General features: G+C 68.9%; 14 protein-coding genes, 1 tRNA gene and 2 pseudogenes. 11 read left to right on the forward strand and 6 right to left on the reverse strand.

Annotated elements, in window-relative coordinates:
• The 7 genes and pseudogenes from JHN63_RS34760 to JHN63_RS34790 form a co-directional block, all read left to right on the forward strand.
• On the forward strand, positions 1-243 hold a 243-nt coding region (locus tag JHN63_RS34760; RefSeq protein ID WP_200688354.1), incomplete at its 5' end, for a UTRA domain-containing protein.
• A gap of 211 nt (positions 244-454) precedes the next feature.
• A pseudogene (locus JHN63_RS34765) lies at positions 455-1,539 on the forward strand (TIGR03364 family FAD-dependent oxidoreductase).
• A 7-nt stretch (positions 1,540-1,546) separates the two neighbouring features.
• Complete coding sequence (locus JHN63_RS34770) at positions 1,547-2,248, forward strand: HAD family hydrolase (RefSeq protein ID WP_234478161.1); 702 nt, start codon at positions 1,547-1,549, stop codon at positions 2,246-2,248.
• On the forward strand, positions 2,245-3,327 hold the full coding sequence (locus JHN63_RS34775; protein WP_200688356.1) for an ABC transporter ATP-binding protein: 1,083 nt from the start codon (positions 2,245-2,247) through the stop codon (positions 3,325-3,327). Before JHN63_RS34770 ends, JHN63_RS34775 begins: the two co-directional genes overlap by 4 nt.
• Positions 3,320-4,102, forward strand: a complete 783-nt coding sequence (locus JHN63_RS34780; RefSeq protein WP_200688358.1) for a 2-aminoethylphosphonate ABC transporter permease subunit — start codon at positions 3,320-3,322, stop codon at positions 4,100-4,102. The genes JHN63_RS34775 and JHN63_RS34780 overlap by 8 nt, the downstream gene beginning before the upstream one ends.
• Entirely contained in the window at positions 4,089-4,886 is a 798-nt protein-coding gene (locus JHN63_RS34785) for an ABC transporter permease (protein ID WP_200688360.1), read from the forward strand. The genes JHN63_RS34780 and JHN63_RS34785 overlap by 14 nt, the downstream gene beginning before the upstream one ends.
• Before the next feature lie 67 nt (positions 4,887-4,953).
• Entirely contained in the window at positions 4,954-6,006 is a 1,053-nt protein-coding gene (locus JHN63_RS34790) for a 2-aminoethylphosphonate ABC transporter substrate-binding protein (protein WP_200688362.1), read from the forward strand.
• A gap of 24 nt (positions 6,007-6,030) precedes the next feature.
• Here JHN63_RS34790 and JHN63_RS34795 read toward each other — a convergent pair whose 3' ends face one another.
• Entirely contained in the window at positions 6,031-6,810 is a 780-nt protein-coding gene (locus JHN63_RS34795) for an HAD-IIA family hydrolase (protein WP_200688364.1), read from the reverse strand.
• A gap of 114 nt (positions 6,811-6,924) precedes the next feature.
• Between JHN63_RS34795 and JHN63_RS34800 the strand changes: the two genes are divergently transcribed.
• Both JHN63_RS34800 and JHN63_RS34805 read left to right on the forward strand, forming a co-directional pair.
• Positions 6,925-7,458 (forward strand): hypothetical protein, encoded by a 534-nt coding sequence (locus JHN63_RS34800; protein ID WP_200688366.1) that lies wholly within the window; start codon positions 6,925-6,927, stop codon positions 7,456-7,458.
• 6 nt (positions 7,459-7,464) lie between these two features.
• The gene (locus JHN63_RS34805) at positions 7,465-8,148 is read left to right on the forward strand and encodes a class F sortase (RefSeq protein ID WP_200688368.1); all 684 of its coding nucleotides are present in this window, start codon (positions 7,465-7,467) and stop codon (positions 8,146-8,148) included.
• Positions 8,149-8,408: 260 nt separating this feature from the next.
• Here JHN63_RS34805 and JHN63_RS34810 read toward each other — a convergent pair whose 3' ends face one another.
• Positions 8,409-9,173 (reverse strand): ANTAR domain-containing protein, encoded by a 765-nt coding sequence (locus JHN63_RS34810; protein WP_307782055.1) that lies wholly within the window; start codon positions 9,171-9,173, stop codon positions 8,409-8,411.
• Positions 9,174-9,317: 144 nt separating this feature from the next.
• On the opposite strand from JHN63_RS34810, the gene JHN63_RS34815 reads away from it, so the two are divergent.
• On the forward strand, positions 9,318-10,346 hold the full coding sequence (locus tag JHN63_RS34815; RefSeq protein WP_200688369.1) for a glycoside hydrolase family 6 protein: 1,029 nt from the start codon (positions 9,318-9,320) through the stop codon (positions 10,344-10,346).
• On the opposite strand, the gene JHN63_RS34820 is transcribed toward JHN63_RS34815, so the two are convergent.
• The 4 genes from JHN63_RS34820 to JHN63_RS34835 all read right to left on the reverse strand — a co-directional run bounded on the left by JHN63_RS34820 (position 10,347) and on the right by JHN63_RS34835 (position 15,383).
• Positions 10,347-12,281: a kelch motif-containing protein gene (locus JHN63_RS34820; protein WP_200688371.1), complete on the reverse strand. Its 1,935-nt coding sequence runs from the start codon at positions 12,279-12,281 to the stop codon at positions 10,347-10,349.
• Positions 12,278-14,176, reverse strand: a complete 1,899-nt coding sequence (locus JHN63_RS34825) for a glycosyltransferase family 2 protein (RefSeq protein ID WP_200688373.1) — start codon at positions 14,174-14,176, stop codon at positions 12,278-12,280. The genes JHN63_RS34820 and JHN63_RS34825 overlap by 4 nt, the downstream gene beginning before the upstream one ends.
• Before the next feature lie 315 nt (positions 14,177-14,491).
• Positions 14,492-15,205, reverse strand: a complete 714-nt coding sequence (locus tag JHN63_RS34830; RefSeq protein ID WP_200688375.1) for a FadR/GntR family transcriptional regulator — start codon at positions 15,203-15,205, stop codon at positions 14,492-14,494.
• Between the two features lie 104 nt (positions 15,206-15,309).
• Positions 15,310-15,383, reverse strand: a tRNA-Lys gene (locus JHN63_RS34835).
• Positions 15,384-15,563: 180 nt separating this feature from the next.
• Between JHN63_RS34835 and JHN63_RS34840 the strand changes: the two are divergent.
• Positions 15,564-16,250: pseudogene (locus JHN63_RS34840) on the forward strand (NlpC/P60 family protein); the annotation flags it as partial.
• Positions 16,251-16,257: the final 7 nt, after the last annotated feature.

Here is a 16,257-nt window from a genome sequence, read left to right on the forward strand (position 1 = left end):
GAGCCCGACTCCTCCTTCTACGGCTATCTCGCCGCCCGCGGCATCCGCTTCGGCGACGCCGACGAACGCATCGAGACCGTGCTCGCCACCCCGCGCGAGGCCCTCCTCATCGGCACCCCGCCCGCCCTCCCGATGCTGCTGATCCACCGCGTGTCACGCGACACGGAGGGCCGGCCACTGGAACGCGTCCGCGGCCTGTACCGGGGCGACCGCTTCTCCTTCACCACCCACCACACCGGCTGAAGCACCTGCCGTACCGGCTGAAACACTCATAACTCCGACTGAAAAACCCACCCCACCCTCTCCAGGTGAATCACGGATAGATAACGGGTCTAGCCCAAACGTGATGGGTCGTTCACGCTCTCGTTGGGAGCCGGACCGTTCCGGTTCCCGGATTCCGAGGAGCGTGGCCGTCGTGAGAGTGACAGTCGTCGGAGGCGGCGTGGTGGGCACCATGCACGCCTGGCAAGCAGTGGAACGCGGCCATGAGGTCGTCGGCGCGAGCGCGAGGCGGAGGCTCGCGGTGCGTCGTTGCGCAACTTCGGGCAGATCTGGGTGAGCGGCCGCGCGGGCGGCGAGGAACTCGAAACCGCCCTGCGGGCACGGGAGTTGTGGGAGGAGATCGGCGCCCGCGTCCCCGGGCTCGGCTTCCGGGCCAACGGCTCGCTGACCCCGGTCCGCGGCGAACGCGAACTCGCCGTCGCCGAGGCCGCCGTGGCCCGCGAGGACTCCGCCGCCCGCGGCTACAAACTCCTCACCCCCACCGAGGCCCGCGCCGTCAACCCCGCCCTGCGCGGCGACTTCACGGCCGCCCTGTACTGCGAACGGGACGCGGCCGTCGAACCCCGCACCGCCCAACTCGCCCTGCGCGCCGAGCTGCTGAAGTCCCCGCGCTACACCTTCCTGCCGGGCCGCGAGGTCCGCGAGGTCGTCGGCGAGCACGCCGTACGCGACGACCACGGGGACGTGCACGCCTCCGACGCGGTGATCCTGTGCACCGGCGCCTGGCTCGGCGGGCTCGTCCGCGAACTCGCCGGGCCCGAACTCCCCGTCCGCCGCGTCCGCTTGCAGATGATGCAGACCGACCCGCTCGGCGAACCCCTCACCACCTCGGTCGCCGACGCGGACAGCTTCCGCTACTACCCCGCCTACCGCGGCCCCGCCCTCGACCAACTCGCCGAGCGGCAGCCGCAGTTGCCGACGGCCGCCGCCCACGCCATGCAACTCCTCATGGTGCAGCGCGCCGACGGCGGTCTGACCATCGGCGACACCCACGAGTACGAGCACCCCTTCGCCTTCGACACCACCGAGGACCCCTACGACCATCTCGCCGAGGTCGTCGAGTCCTTCCTCGGCCGTCCCCTCCCGAAGATCCGCCGCCGCTGGGCCGGCGTGTACGCGCAGTGCACCGACCCCGCCCGCGTCGTCCACCGCCAACAGGTGCGCGACGGCGTCTGGTTGGTCACCGGGCCCGGCGGACGCGGCATGACCTGCTCCCCGGCGATCGCCGAAACCACCGCGAACGAACTGGACTGGTGAGCCACCCATGAACCTGCCTACATCCATGAACCCGCCCACGCCCACGAACCCGGACATCCGTCTCGTCGTCCTCGACATGGCCGGCACCACCGTCGCCGACGGCGGCCTAGTCGAGGAGGCGTTCGCCGCCGCGGCCCGCCACCTGGGCGCGGAACCCGCCGACATGCTCGACTACGTCCGCGCCACCATGGGCGAGTCCAAGATCTCCGTCTTCCGGCACCTGTTCGGCACGGAAGCGCAGGCCCAGGAAGCCAACAAGGCCTTCGAGGCGGCGTACGCGGACCTCGTCGACGCGGGCAGGGTCGCGGCCCTGCCCGGCGCCCGCGAGACCATCGAGCTGCTCAAGTCCCAGGACCGCACTGTGGTGTTGACGACCGGCTTCGCCCGCACCACCCAGGACGCCATCCTGGCCGCGCTCGGCTGGCAGGACCTCGCCCACCTCACGCTCTGCCCCGCCGACGCCGGCGGCCGGGGGCGCCCGTACCCGGACATGGTCCTCACCGCGTTCCTGCGCACGGCCGCCGCGGACGACGTACGGCAGCTCGCCGTCGTCGGCGACACCTCGTACGACATGCTCAGCGGGGTCCGCGCCGGAGCGGGCGTGGTCGCCGGTGTCCTGACCGGCGCCCACGACGCGGACGCGCTGCGGGCGGCCGGGGCGACCCAAGTCCTGGACGGCATAGGACAGTTGCCCGGAGTACTCGGATGACCGACGGCCCCCGCCCGACCGACAGCACCCGCCCGACCGACGGCATCCGCTTCGACTCCGTCACCGTCGCCTACGACGGCACCGTCGTCCTCGACTCCCTCGACCTCACCGTCGAGCCCGGCGAGGTCATGGCGCTGCTCGGACCGTCCGGCTCCGGCAAGACCACCGCGCTGCGGGCGGTCGCCGGGTTCGTCCGGCCGGTGTCCGGGCGGGTGTTCCTCGGCGGCCGCGATGTCACCGACCTGCCGCCGTACCGCCGGGGCGTCGGGATGGTCGTCCAGCAGTACGCGCTCTTCCCGCATCTGCGGGTCGAGGACAACGTGGCCTTCGGGCTCAAGGCGCACAAGGTGCCGCGCGGCGAGATCCGTACCCGGGTCGCCGAGGCGCTGGAGATGGTCGGCATGGAGGCCTACGCCCGGCGCCATCCCCGGGAGTTGTCCGGCGGGCAGCAGCAACGGGTCGCGATCGCACGGGCGTTGGCGATCCGGCCCGGCGTGCTCCTGCTCGACGAGCCCCTCTCCGCGCTCGACGCCCGGCTCCGGTCCGGCATGCTGGCCGAACTCGCCCGGCTGCACCGGGAGTTGCCCGAGGTCTCGATCCTCTACGTCACTCATGACCAGGTCGAGGCGCTGACCTTGGCCGACCGGATCGCGGTGATGAACAAGGCGCGGCTACGGGCGTGCGGAACACCCAGGGAGCTGTACCGGGCGCCGGCCGACGAGTTCACGGCGTCGTTCGTCGGCGGCGCGAATCTCTTGCCGGTGACGGTGGGGGAGCAGGGTGTCTTCTTCGGCGACCGGGCGCTTCAGGTCTCGGGGGCCGTGCAGCGGTCGGCGACCACGGTGTGCGTACGGCCGCATCTGGTCGGACTCGGCGCCGGGCCCAATCAACTCGCCGGTGTCGTACGGGAGATCCAGTGGCGCGGCGCCACCCACCGCCTCCACGTCGACGTGGACGGACACCGGGTCATGGCCGACGTGCCGGAGCTCAAGGCCCCACCCGCGCACGGGGACGCCGTAACCCTGCATTTCGCACCGGAGGACGCGACGCTGCTGGCGGCCGGAGTCACCGATGTCTAGGCGACTGCTCTGGACCTTCCCTCCCGTCACCGTCCTCGGGCTCCTCTTCCTCTACCCCCTCGCTCTCGTCCTCCAGCAGTCCTTCCGACCCGACTCCGGCGGAACGTCACTCCAGCCCTACGCCGACGTCTTCTCCTCGGAGTTGTTCCGTACCGCCCTCTGGACCACCGTATGGATCGCCGTCGTCTCCACCCTCGGGTGTCTGGTCCTCGGTTTCGTGCTCGCGCTGGTCATCGCCTTCGTCCCCTTCCCCGGGGCCAGGACGGTCGCGCGGTTCATCGACGTCTACCTCTCCTTCCCGTCCTTCCTCATCACGCTCGCGCTGCTGTTCATCTACGGCACGACCGGCATCGTCGGGTCGTTCCAGTTCCTGGCCACGCCCTGGGGTGTGCTGCTGGCGGAGGTCACCTACTTCACGCCGTTCGTGATGCGGCCGCTGCTCGCCGCGTTCTCGCAGGTGGACACCGCGCAGGTGGAGGCGGCCAGTTCGCTCGGCGCTCGGGCGCCCCGGATCGTCCGGCAGGTGATCCTGCCGGAGGCGCTGCCCGCGCTCGCCGCCGGCGGAAGTCTCGTGCTGGTGCTGTGTCTCAACGAGTTCGGGATCGTGCTGTTCACCGGCGCGAAAGGGGTCACGACGCTCCCGATGCTCGTCTACAGCAAGGCGATCCTGGAGTCGGACTACCCGGGCGCGTGTGTGGTCGCCGTCGTCAACGTCCTCATATCCGTGGGGCTCTACGGCCTCTACCGGGTGGTGAGCCGTCGTGCTGGTGCATAGCCGCAAGGCGAAGTGGGCGATCTGGCTCGTCTTCCTCGTGCTCTTCCTGCCCCTGTTCGCGCTGCCGCTCCTCGTCGTCCTCGGCGCCTCCTTCGCCACCAACTGGTCCGGCGTGCTCCCCTCCGGCCTCACCACCGCCCACTACTCCGCCGCCACCCGGGGCGAGTCCCTCCAGGCGCTCACCACCAGCCTGGTCACCGCCCTCACCGCGAGCCTGCTCGCGCTCACCGTCGGGACCTGGGCCGCGCTCGCCACCGCCGGGCTCACCAAGCGCCAACGCAGGCTGCTGGACGCCCTGTTCGTGCTGCCGGTCGCCGTGCCGTCCGTCGTGGTCGGGCTCGCGGTCCTGGTCGCCTTCTCCCAGCCGCCGCTGCTGCTCAACGGCACCCGGTGGATCGTGATCCTTGCCCACACCGTCCTCGTGACCGCCTTCGCCCACCAGTCCGTGTCCGCCGCGATCGTCCGCCTCGACCCCGCCTACGAACAGGCCGCCGCCTCCCTCGGCGCCCGGCCCGCCCACGTCCTGTGGCGCATCCGGCTGCCGTTGCTGCTGCCCTCTCTCACCGCCGCCGCAGGGCTCTGTTTCGCCCTGTCCATGGGCGAGTTGAGCGCCACGATGATGCTCTATCCGCCCGACTGGACCACGCTTCCGGTCCTGATCTACTCGGCCACCGACCGCGGGGCCCTCTTCACCGGGTCCGCGCTCGCCGTGGTCCTGATGACGGCGACCCTGCTCGTCCTGCTCGTCGTCTCCCGCGTCCGCAACCGGGCGTCGTACCGCTGATCCCCAAGCGCTTCGAAAAAAGCTGAGCAACTCAACCACCCTCGACACGCCAGGAGTTGGCCTCGCCATGCCCAGAAACAGCCTCACCGCCGCCATCGCCCTCTGTCTGCTGGCCGCACCGCTCACCGCCTGCGGCGGCACCTCCGCCGCCTCCGACGCCAAGGTCGTCACCGTCTACAGCGCCGACGGCCTCAAGGGCGAGAACGGCGACGGCTGGTACGACCGGATCTTCAAGGACTTCCAGAAGCGGACCGGCATCAAGGTCCAGTACGTGGAGGGCGGTTCCGGCGAGATGGTGCAGCGCGCCGTCCGCGAGAAGAGCAACCCGCAGGCCGATGTCCTGGTCACCCTGCCGCCGTTCATCCAACAGGCCGACAGCAAGGGGCTGTTGCGGAAGTACACCCCGGCGGGCGCCGACCGGGTGAGCGCCGCCGACAAGGCCTCCGACGGCACCTGGACCTCCGTCGTCAACAACTACTTCGGGTTCGTCTACAACAAGAAGCAGCTCGCCCAGGCCCCCACCACCTGGGACCAACTCCTCGACAGCACCTACAAGAACAAGCTCCAGTACTCCACGCCCGGAGTCGCCGGCGACGGAACCGCCGTACTGATCAAGGCAATTCACGATTTCGGCGGCAAGGACCAGGCCCTCGCCTACCTGAAGAAGCTCCAGTCCAACAACGTCGGCCCCTCCGCCTCCACCGGCAAGCTCGCGCCCAAGGTCGACAAGGGCGAACTGCTCGTCGCCAACGGCGATGTGCAGATGAACTACGCCCAGTCCAAGACCATGCCGAACCTCGGCATCTGGTTCCCGGCGAAGAAGGGCGGGCAGCCCACCACCTTCGCCCTCCCGTACGCGGCCGGCCTCGTCACCAAGGGCCCGCACAGCGCCAACGGCGAGAAGCTCCTCGACTACATGCTCGGCCGAACCGCCCAGCAGCAGGTCAGCGCGATCGGCGGCGGCTTCAGCGCCCGGCAGGACGTCAAGGCCACCGACGCCAACGCGACCGCCCTGACCCAGCTGATGACCGGCGTCCAGATCTTCGAACCCGACTGGACCGACATCGACAAGAACCTGACGTCGTACATCGAGGACTGGCAGTCCGCCACCAACAGCTGACCGGACCCTTGGAGCCCGACCGGATCAGATCAGGTCGACGAGGTCGGCGATGGACTCCACGACCTTCGTGGGCCGGTACGGATAGCGCTCCACATCGCCCCGGGTCGTCAGCCCGGTGAGGACGAGGAAGGTCTCCATCCCGGCCTCAAGACCGGCGAGGACGTCCGTGTCCATCCGGTCGCCGATCATCGCGCTGCTCTCCGAGTGCGCGCCGATGGTGTTCAGCGCGCTCCGCATCATCAGCGGGTTCGGCTTGCCGACGAAGTACGGCTCCTTGCCGGTCGCCTTGGTGATCAGCGCGGCCACCGATCCGGTGGCCGGCAGGGCGCCCTCGGGCGAGGGCCCGGTGTTGTCGGGGTTGGTGGCGATGAACCGGGCCCCGTCGTTGATCAGCCGGATCGCCTTGGTCAGGGCCTCGAAGGAGTAGGTCCTGGTCTCGCCGAGGATCACGAAGTCGGGGTCGGAGTCGGTCAGCACGTACCCGGCGTCGTGCAGGGCCGTCGTCAGCCCGGCCTCGCCGATGACGTACGCGGTGCCGCCGGGGTGCTGGTTGTCCAGGAAGGCGGCGGTGGCCAGGGCCGAGGTCCAGATGTTCTCCACCGGCACTTCGAGGCCGATCCGGTTCAGCCGGGCGTGCAGGTCACGCGCGGTGTAGATCGAGTTGTTGGTGAGGACCAGGAACGGACGGCCCTTCTCCCGCAGCGTCTTGATGAACGCGTCCGCACCGGGCACGGGGACGCCCTCGTGCATCAGCACCCCGTCCATGTCGGTGAGCCACGATTCGATGGGCTTGCGCTCTGTCATGACCACCATGCTATGCACTCCGGCCACCCCCTCCCCCATACGGAGCAATCGGGCCCCGCCAGGGATGCGTGACCGGGGGACGAGGAGGAGTCTCCAGTTATCTGGAGGTTCACGATGGGCTCACTCAAAGTCACTCTCTGTGCGGGTGCGGCGGTTCTCGCGGCGCTCACCCCGACGGCGTACGCGGCGGACGGAGGCACCGTCTCGGTGACCCCCGCGTCCCCCGCCCCCGGCTCCGACGTCGCCCTCAAAATCAGCGGCTGCGACGGTACGACGGGCTCGGCCGCCTCGGACGCGTTCGTCGCCGACGCCAAGCTGGTCGGCGCGGCGGGCACCCTCGCCGGCGAGACCCGGGTCCGCAGCTCGCTGGAACCGGGCAGCTACGACGTGAGGATCACCTGTGGCAGCGTGACGGTGAAGGGCGCGATCAAGGTCGTGGACAACGCGTCGCAGTCCCCGTCCTCGGCGCCCGCCTCGCCCGTCGCCCCCGTCCACGCGGGCGGCGGCGGTACGGCGCATCTCGCGGCCGTCAACGCCCGCGCGGCCGGTCCCGGTACCGCGCACGCGGTGGTGGGTCTGTTGCTGGCCGGTGTCGCCGCGGCGGCCGTGGCGCTGCGCAGCGCCCGCCGGAGCCGCAGGACGGGCTGAGGGGCCATGTTCGATCACGACCGACCCGCCGAGCACGAGCGCTCCACCGGCACCGGGCGGCTGCTGACCGGGGTGGCCTGGGCCGTGCTGCTGCTCGGGCTCTGGCTGTGGGGCCAGGACCTGACCGACATAAGACTCGGCATATCCGCGCCGACGACCGGCGACGTGGCGGCGGTCGGCCGCCCCCCGGAGGCCGAACTCCCGCCCGCCGCAAAGCCGTTGGGCGACGCGCTCCCGCAGCGCATCGACATTCCCCAACTCGCCGTCCAGGCACCGGTGGTGGCCCGCGGCCTCGACGCGCAGGGCGCGATCGACCCACCGCCGTTCGACCAGGCGGCCGTGGTCGGCTGGTACGGCGACGGAGTGCGGCCCGGGGCCGTCGGCACCGCCCTGATGGTCGGCCATGTCGACACCGAGACCCGCCCCGCCGTCTTCTACAAACTCAGCACGCTACGACCCGGCCAGACGATCCGGGTCATCCGCGACGACGGCAAGGTCGCCGAGTTCACCGTCGACGACGTACGCGTCCTGACCCGCGCCCGCTTCGACGCCCAACAGGCCTACGGCACCCGGCAGTCGGGCCGCGCCGAACTCCGCCTCATCACCTGCGGCGGTACCTTCGACCGCGGCAGCCACAGCTACACGGCGAACGTGGTCGTCTCGGCCTACCTCACCGGAACCGGGCTGTGACAACCAAGCCCGGCCGACGACCTGCTCCCCCCTGAAGCCGCCGACCGGGCTCGTCCTCAACCGCACGCGCACGGGCTGCGGGAGTAACCCGGCGAACGGCGCGGGAGGTCTGGAAATCCAGTGGTGGAGGATGCCAACCGACCGGGGGCTGGGGTCGTTGGGAACGACTCTAGAACGAATGGGCGCCCGGGCCTAGAGGGCGAATGACGCCATGTCCCGATGTGGTAGCTCCCTGTCATATGCACAGGTGGTTCACGGTTCTACGGCTCCCTCAACTCGGCGTCGCCCAGGTCCCGTTCGATCACCGCCCGGGCAACCCGCTCCATCGGCAGCCGGTGCCGCCGCGCATACCCGCGCAGTGCGCCGAACGCCTCGTCGACACCGACCTGCCAGCGCTCGGCGAGCATCCCCTTGGCCTGCTCGATCCGCACCCGGCTCGACAGCGCGTTCTGCAACTGCCCGGCCAGCGAACGGTATTGGGCGTGGGCGCGCTGGTTCCACAGCCCCAGGGCAGCGGCGTCGGCGAGTGCCCGCGCCACCGACACCTCCGAACTCCCGCCGTCCGACGCGCTGTTGGGCAGCGTCGGCACGAACACGTTCAGCGCGCCGAGCAGCGCGTCACGCCGCCGCACCGGCACCGCGAAGGTCGCCACGACCCCGTGCCGCAGGGCCTGTTCGGTGAACTCGGGCCAGCGTCCGTCCGCATGAGCCACGCTGATCGCGACCGGCGCGACAGTCCGCCCGGAGCCGTAACTCTCCTTACAGGGACCGCCGTTGCGCTGCGCGGCCAGCAGCTCCAGCGCCATGGCCTCCCGCCCACCGAGCCCACTCCCGGCCAGCGACACGATGTCGTCGCCGTCGATCAACATGACCCCGGCGGCCCACGCGGACAGCAACTCCACACACCGGTCGGACAACCGCCGCAGATACTCCCCGGTGTCGAAGCTCTCGCTCAGGGTGTCCGCGGCCTCCACCAGCGCCGCGGCGAGCCGCTCCTCCCGGGTCGCGTGGTGCACGACGGCCACCGCCTTCCCCTGCCGTGGGCCGAGCGCCTACCCCGCCGGGCGGAGGTGTAACAGCCGACCGACAACATGCCCGGTGTCCTCGTGGGCGGCACGCCACGTATGTCACGATTGAGCCTTGGATCGGTACAGCCAAGGGGGAGTTGGATGTACGGCAGCCAGGGGACCTCGGTCGCCTTCGGCACACGGACGTCGGCGCTGGTCCTGGGGGCGGCACTCGTGATCGCGGGCTGCTCCTCCGCAGGCGGCGGGGGCAGGAAACCCGACGCGGGAGCGAAGATCACCCAACAGCCCAAGGGCGCGGACCCGATCTGGGTCAACCCGGACACCAACGCCGCCCGGCAGGTGGCCGCCTACGCCAAGGCGGGCAAGACGGCCGACGCCGAACAGATCCGGAAGATCGCCGAACAGCCCACCGGCGAGTGGATCGGCGCGGAGAACCCGAAGGCGGAGGCCCAGGGCTTCACCGAGGCCGCCGACCGGGCCGGCCGCACCGCGCTCCTGGTCCTCTACAACATCCCGCACCGCGACTGCGGCCAGTACTCGCAGGGCGGCGCGGCCGACGGTGACTCCTACCGCACCTGGATCGACGAGGTCACCCAGGGCATCGCGGACCGCCCGGCCACGGTCGTCCTGGAACCGGACGCCCTGCTCCACCTGGTGGACGGCTGTACCCCCGCCGAGCACCAGGCCGAGCGCTACGACCTCCTGAACTACGCCATCACCAAGCTCAAGTCCCTCAGGAACACAAAGGTCTACCTGGACGCCGGGAACGCGGGCTGGGGCCACCCCGACGAGATCTACCAGCCCTTGCGGCGAGCGGGCATCACCAAGGCCGACGGCTTCGCGGTGAACGTCTCCAACTTCTACTCCACCCAGGACTCCATCGCCTACGGCAAACAACTCTCGGCCAAGACCGCCGACGAACACTTCGTCATCGACACCAGCCGCAACGGCAACGGACCGTATACGGCAGGAGACGAGGACGAGAACTGGTGCAACCCCCCGGGCCGCTCGCTGGGCGAAACCCCGACCACAAAAACGGCGGACCCTTTGGTGGACGCGTACTTGTGGATCAAACGCCCGGGAGAGTCGGACGGCGAGTGCAAGGGCGGCCCCAAGGCGGGCCAGTGGTGGCCGAGTTACGCACTGGCCCTTGCCAGGTCCAGCAAGTGATCAGGGCACTTCGACCCACACCGCCTTGCTCGGCGTCCCCAGATCGTCGTCCACGAACAGCATGTACCACCCGGACTGCACCAGGTTCCTGTCCTTCGGCACCACCACCGTGACCTTGTTCCCGGCCGTCTTGAAGTCCAACGCGATGGACCGCTGATCCACATCCGTGACGTGAGTCGAAGCGCTGGGCCGCATCAACCGCACCTTCTTGATGGAAGAGGCATGCTGCGAGGTGAACGTCCCCGACGCCCCCCGCGCGATGCTCCCCGGCCCACCGGAGAGATCCGGCCGGGAATCCCGGTAGAGATACGGCGGAGTGTAGATCTCGATCCGCTGCTCGAAAACCCCCGGCTTCGTGTTCGCCTTGTCCGCGTACAACGGATTCGACCCGAAGAACATCACCCGTCCGTCCGGCAAAAGGATCGACCCGGAGTGATAGTTCCGCCCCACCAGCGGATCGGCGACTTCCTCGAAACTGTTCGTGTCGGGATGGTAGATCCGAGCCTGGAGAATGTCGGAGTCACCGCGCCCCCGATAATCCTCCGACCCACCCGAAACCAGCACGGTGTCATCGGGCAGGATGGACGTCTGCGCATACCGGGTCCCCTTCTCCAGCGAGGGCCCGTCCACGAACGTCGGCGAGGCGTCCTTGAGATCGACGAGCCGCGTCTTGTTGCTGGACAACTTCGACTCACCGACCCCTCCACCCCCGATCACCATGTACTTCTCGTCCTGCGCCGGAGGCAACAGCACCGTCGCCGAGGTCTCCAACAGCTTCGGATCGCTCAGCCCCGGCACCTTGGTGAACACGTTGGTGTCGACATCCCAGATCCCCGGATCACGCCCCACGTCGGCCGGCCCGTACCCCGCGTTGGACCCCGAGTAGAACAACTTCCCGTTCTCCATCAGGAACAGCGCCGGATACGTGGGGAACTGCCGCTTCGTCTTCGTGTACGTCCACTTCTTCGTCGCCGGATCGAAGATCTCGTTCTTCCCCGGCACCAACTGCCCGATGTCGTCGAGCCCGGAGACGCTGAGTATTTTCCCGTCGCTCAATGTCGTCAGCGTCGGATACCAGCGGGCCTCTTTCATCGGATCGACCTTGATGTACTTCTCGGCGACCGGATCGAACTCGTAGGCGTTCCTGATCCCCTCGAAGTCCCGCTTGTCGAGCCCGAACTTATTGCCGATGCCGTACGTGTTGCGCTCGTCCGCACCGGTCAGCCCCTGAATCCGGTAGTTGTCCTGTGCGCCGGTCTCGTACCGGGTGCCCTCCTTCGGCGCCTCGACGACGACCCGGGCGTAACCGGGGTTGTTCCGCAGGAATCTGCCGGTCTGTTTGTCGAACACCTTCTTCGCGCGCGGTATCAGCACCGAGTCCGTCGACACGAACGTCTTGCCGTTCGCCTTGCCGGTGAACCTCGTCCCCTGCCGCACGGTCATCGGCTTGTCGGGGTTCTCGTTGTAGAGAATCATGACCCCGCCGGCCTTCTTGACGTCCCCCTTCAGCTTCTCGTACTTCTTGGTGCCGCCCGCGATGAGGATGTTTCCGTCGGCGAGTTGGGTGTGCCCGGTGCAGAACAGGTCGGCGGGCGTGGGGATCTTCTTGACGGTGCCTTTGACGGGATCCCAGATCCGCGACTCGAACCTCTTCGCGTCGAAGTTGTCCTGGTTGTTCCCCGAGCCGGCCACCAGCAGCACTTTCCCGGTGTGCAGCAGCACCGCGTGAATGGTGTCCTGCCGGTACTCCTTGGGGAACTGGACGATGTCCCAGTGCCCGTTGTCGGCTTTGTACTCGGGCTTGTTGATGACGTACTGGTGGTATCTCTCGGTCCCGAATCTGTACAGCCAGGGCCCGTTCATCCCGGCCAGGGCGATGACGACCACCGTGCTGACCGCGAGTCGACGGGCACGGCGCCGGCCGGCCTCCTTCATTCCTTACGGCCCCCCGTCCCGCCGAGCGCGATCTGCAGGGTCTGCTCGCTGCCGCCCGCCGCCGCCCAACTGGGCCTCTGCTGGGGGACGGTGGGGACGACGGGAGGCTTCTTCCGCTCCTGGCGCAGCATGTACCGCCAGGCGAGGATCGGCGACGCGGTGATCAGCAGGGCGAACGTGGCCCAGGTGAGCATCGCCGGGTGCGCGTGCCCGTTCCCAAACCCGGCCAGCAGCGACCCGGCGAAGATCACGATGAAGAACCAGTGCACCCGGAACGTCCCGAACAGCGTGTCGGGGCTGGCCGAGTCGCCCTTGGGCGTGACCACGAACCCGCTCTTCCTGCGCAGTACGGCGTCCAGCAGCGAGCGGGCGTAGATCGGCGCCGACAACGCCGACATCACCATGCCGGCGACCCCGCCCGACCCCTCCGGCTCGTGCGGGGAGACGTTGTGCCGCCGGTTCCAGATGTAGAGGCCGATCTGGAGCGCGGACGCGTTGCCGTAGAGCATCAGCCACATCGTCGGGTCGATGTTCACACCCGAGGCGCCCAGGCCCAGGAACAGGGCGCAACTCAGCGCCGCGAGGATCCAGTTGAGGGCCGACATCGGGTAGAAGATGATCATCATGGTGTAGTTGAAGAGCTTGCCCGGAGGCATCGAGAAGAAGCCTTTCCAGTACTGCTTGAGGATCGTCTCGTACGTCCCGCGCGACCACCGGAGCTGCTGGGTGAAGAAGTCCGTCCAGGCGCTGGGCCCTTCACCGACCGCGAGCACGTCGGGCGTGTAGACCGACTTCCACTTCCGGCCGGTGACCGGGTTCTTGGCGCGGTGCATCTCGAAGCCGGTGGCCATGTCCTCGGTGATCGAGTCGTACAGCCCGCCGATCTGCCGAAGTGCCGTGATCCGTACGGCGTTCGAGGTGCCGACGAACATCGGGGAGCCGTAGCGGTTGCCGGCCCGCTGGATCAGGGCATGGAAGAGGAACTGCTGCGACTCGGCGGCCTTGGTGACCGGGGTGTCGTAATTGCCGTACACCTGCGGGCCGATGACGAAGCCGACGTCCGGGTCGCGGAAGAAACCGAGCATCCGCTCCAGGTAGTTGGGCAGCGGTACGTGATCGGTGTCGACGGAGGCGAAGTAGTCGTAGGCGTCGCCGTGCGCCTCCAGCCAGGCGTTGTAGTTGCCGTGCTTGGTCTTCGCGCGGTTGGGCCCCTTGGGCCGGTTCCACTTCTCGACTCCCTTGCGGGTGAAGTGATGGACGCCGAGCCGCCCGCACACCGCCTTGACCTCGGGGTCGTCGCCCTCGTCGAGGAGCCACACGTGCAACAGCCCCCGGTGGCGCAGCCTCATGGCCGCCTCCAGGGTCCTGGTGACCATCTCCAGGGGTTCCTTGCCGGGCACGAACGTCGTGATGAACGCGACCCGCGTGCCGGTCTCGGGCACCACCGGGACCGGGTCGCGGGCGACCAGCGTGGCGTGCGCGTTGGACAGCACGTTCATACAGCGGAAGAACTCGATCAGACCGATCGCGACCAGCATCACGATGTCCAGCGCGGGCAGGAAGTCGTAGGCGGGATAGTCGCGTTGGGTCCAGTGCTTCGGCTGCATCAGCCAGCCCAGCAGGACCAGGGACAACAGCGGCGCCGCGCTCAGCATGAGCGCGGCGCGGATCCGGTGCGTCTCCTGTGACAGCAGCGAGCGGTACTGGACCTTGTACGGCCGGTCCGGGGCGGGCTGGGTGAGAGGTCCCGCCAGGCGGCTGTAGTGCTCGTAGTCGTATCTCGGAAGTGTGCTCCTGATCCGGCGGAAGCCGCCGGTCCGGTGTCCCGGGACTCTGAGTTCGGTGGTTGGTGACGGGTCGAAGCCCTGCCGGGCGCCCGTCGGCGTCGACGTCATGAGTCATCCCCCCACACGCGAGAACACGCGTGTCTGTTTGTCGCGGCCGCCCGTCGGCGTCCCCCTCGACCCCGCCGGACGTGTCAGTGGTGGCCACAGTCACCACACAGTCCATGCACAGAGATATGCGACTGCGACCGGCCGGTTGCGCGATGCCCCCTCCGACATCTGTTCCAGGGCGGGGCCCCTCCACCCCGCGAAACAGCGCAACCGGTTCCGTATCCCCCTCAACTGCCATGTATCGGCAGCATCGTCAAAACCAGGGTTCTACGGTGCTCATCTTGATCGCAAGATATGAAACGCGGTGTTTACCGGTCATACGCGTTCATTGGGGCGCGTGTGGGGATCATGCGGACCCGTTGTGGACAGCCGGGTGCGCACGTTGTCGAAGTGTTCCCGTATGGCGTTCTCGGCACGTTCCGCATCCCCGGACCGGACCGCGTCGAGAATCGCCCGGTGCTGGCGGCAGGTGACGTCGGGGTCCTGCGGGCCGGCCGCGAGGTCGGTGTGGACGCGGTGGAAGGCGTCCCAGAACGCCTCCAGGACCTCGCTCAGCAGCGCGTTGTCCAGCCCCCGGTAGAGCGTGGCGTGAAAGGCGCGGTCGGTGGCCGCGAGCCCCACGCCCTCGGCGGCCTCGCGCTCCATCTGCCGTACCAGCGCGTCCAGTTCGACGAGATCCCGCTCCGGCAGCCGCCCCGCGAGCCGGGCCACGAGCCCCGACTCCACGGCCTCCCGCAGTTCGAGCAACTGGAGCAGGCTGTCCTCGCCGCGGTAGTGCCCGACGACGGTACGGAACGCGAGCCCCTCGACCATCGGCGCGAGCGACATCGGGCCGACGTACGTCCCGAAGCCGTGCCGGATCTCGACGATCCCCATCGCCTGCAAGGCCTTGAGCGCCTCGCGCACCGAGTTCCGGCTCGCACCGAGAAACACCATCAGCTCGGGCTCGGTCGGCAGCGGTGCCCCGGAGGACAGCCGACGGTCGAGGATGAGCTTCTTGATCCGCTCTTGCAGGTCGCGGGCTGTCATGGCCAGAGGGTAACCGGCCAAACGGGGGGAGACCTGTGTTCCGTCCGCACAGATGTCCCGCCCATGCGAAAGGCCCCCCGCACTGCGGAGGGCCTCGCTGTCTGTGCGCCGCCAGGGACTCGAACCCCGGACCCGCTGATTAAGAGTCAGCTGCTCTAACCAACTGAGCTAGCGGCGCGCGTGTTGACCTGGACAACTCTACCGGACGTCCGGGGGTGCTCCTGACCACCCCCGGACCGGCCCGGGTGGCCCGCTGTACATCATTCGGACCGTCAACATGCGAGTCCGGAAGACAGTTGAGAAGCTGGCGGATGTGCACGAGCGCGGATATTTCCACCTGGAGTGTGAGGGGCGTCGCATGGAGACTCCGGTATTCGAGGAATTCGAGCCCGCGAGCGATTGCGATTGCGCCGGATGTGTTCACCGGCGGCGCGCCCTGTCGCATTCCCCGACCGGCCGCACGGGCGGTCTCCCCGCCGCCCAGCGGGTCCTCGTCGTGGCGTCGGCCGCGTCCGCCGCCCTCGCCGCCGGGTATGCCCTACCGGCGGCGGCCGCCCCGCACGCCCCGGACCGCCCGGGCGTTCCCGCAGGTGACACCGGTGACGAACCCGCCACCCCGCAGGGCGGCAAGGCCCCGCTGCACGGCCCGAGCGGGCAACCGGCGAAGCCGACCGGTGTCCTCAAGGCGCCCACGACCACCCGCGCCGAGATCATCAACCGGGCCAAGACCTGGATCGCGGCGCAGGTGCCGTACAGCATGAACGCGTACTGGTCCGACGGTTACCGGCAGGACTGTTCGGGGTTCGTCTCGATGGCCTGGGGCCTGCCGGGGAACGAATGGACCGGCAGTCTCGACCAGTACGGAGTACGTATTTCCAAGGACGAACTCCAGCCCGGCGACATTCTGCTGTTCCACAATCCGGTGAACCCCGAGAAAGGTTCGCACGTCGTCATTTTCGGCGGCTGGACCGACTACACGCACACCTACTACATCGCCCTGGAGGAGACCCCGGCGCGCGCCCGCCGCCAGTCCACCCCGTATGCGTAGTCCA

Origin of the sequence: Streptomyces sp. MBT65, from assembly GCF_016612545.1 — a bacterium.
Taxonomy (GTDB): Bacteria; Actinomycetota; Actinomycetes; order Streptomycetales; family Streptomycetaceae; genus Streptomyces.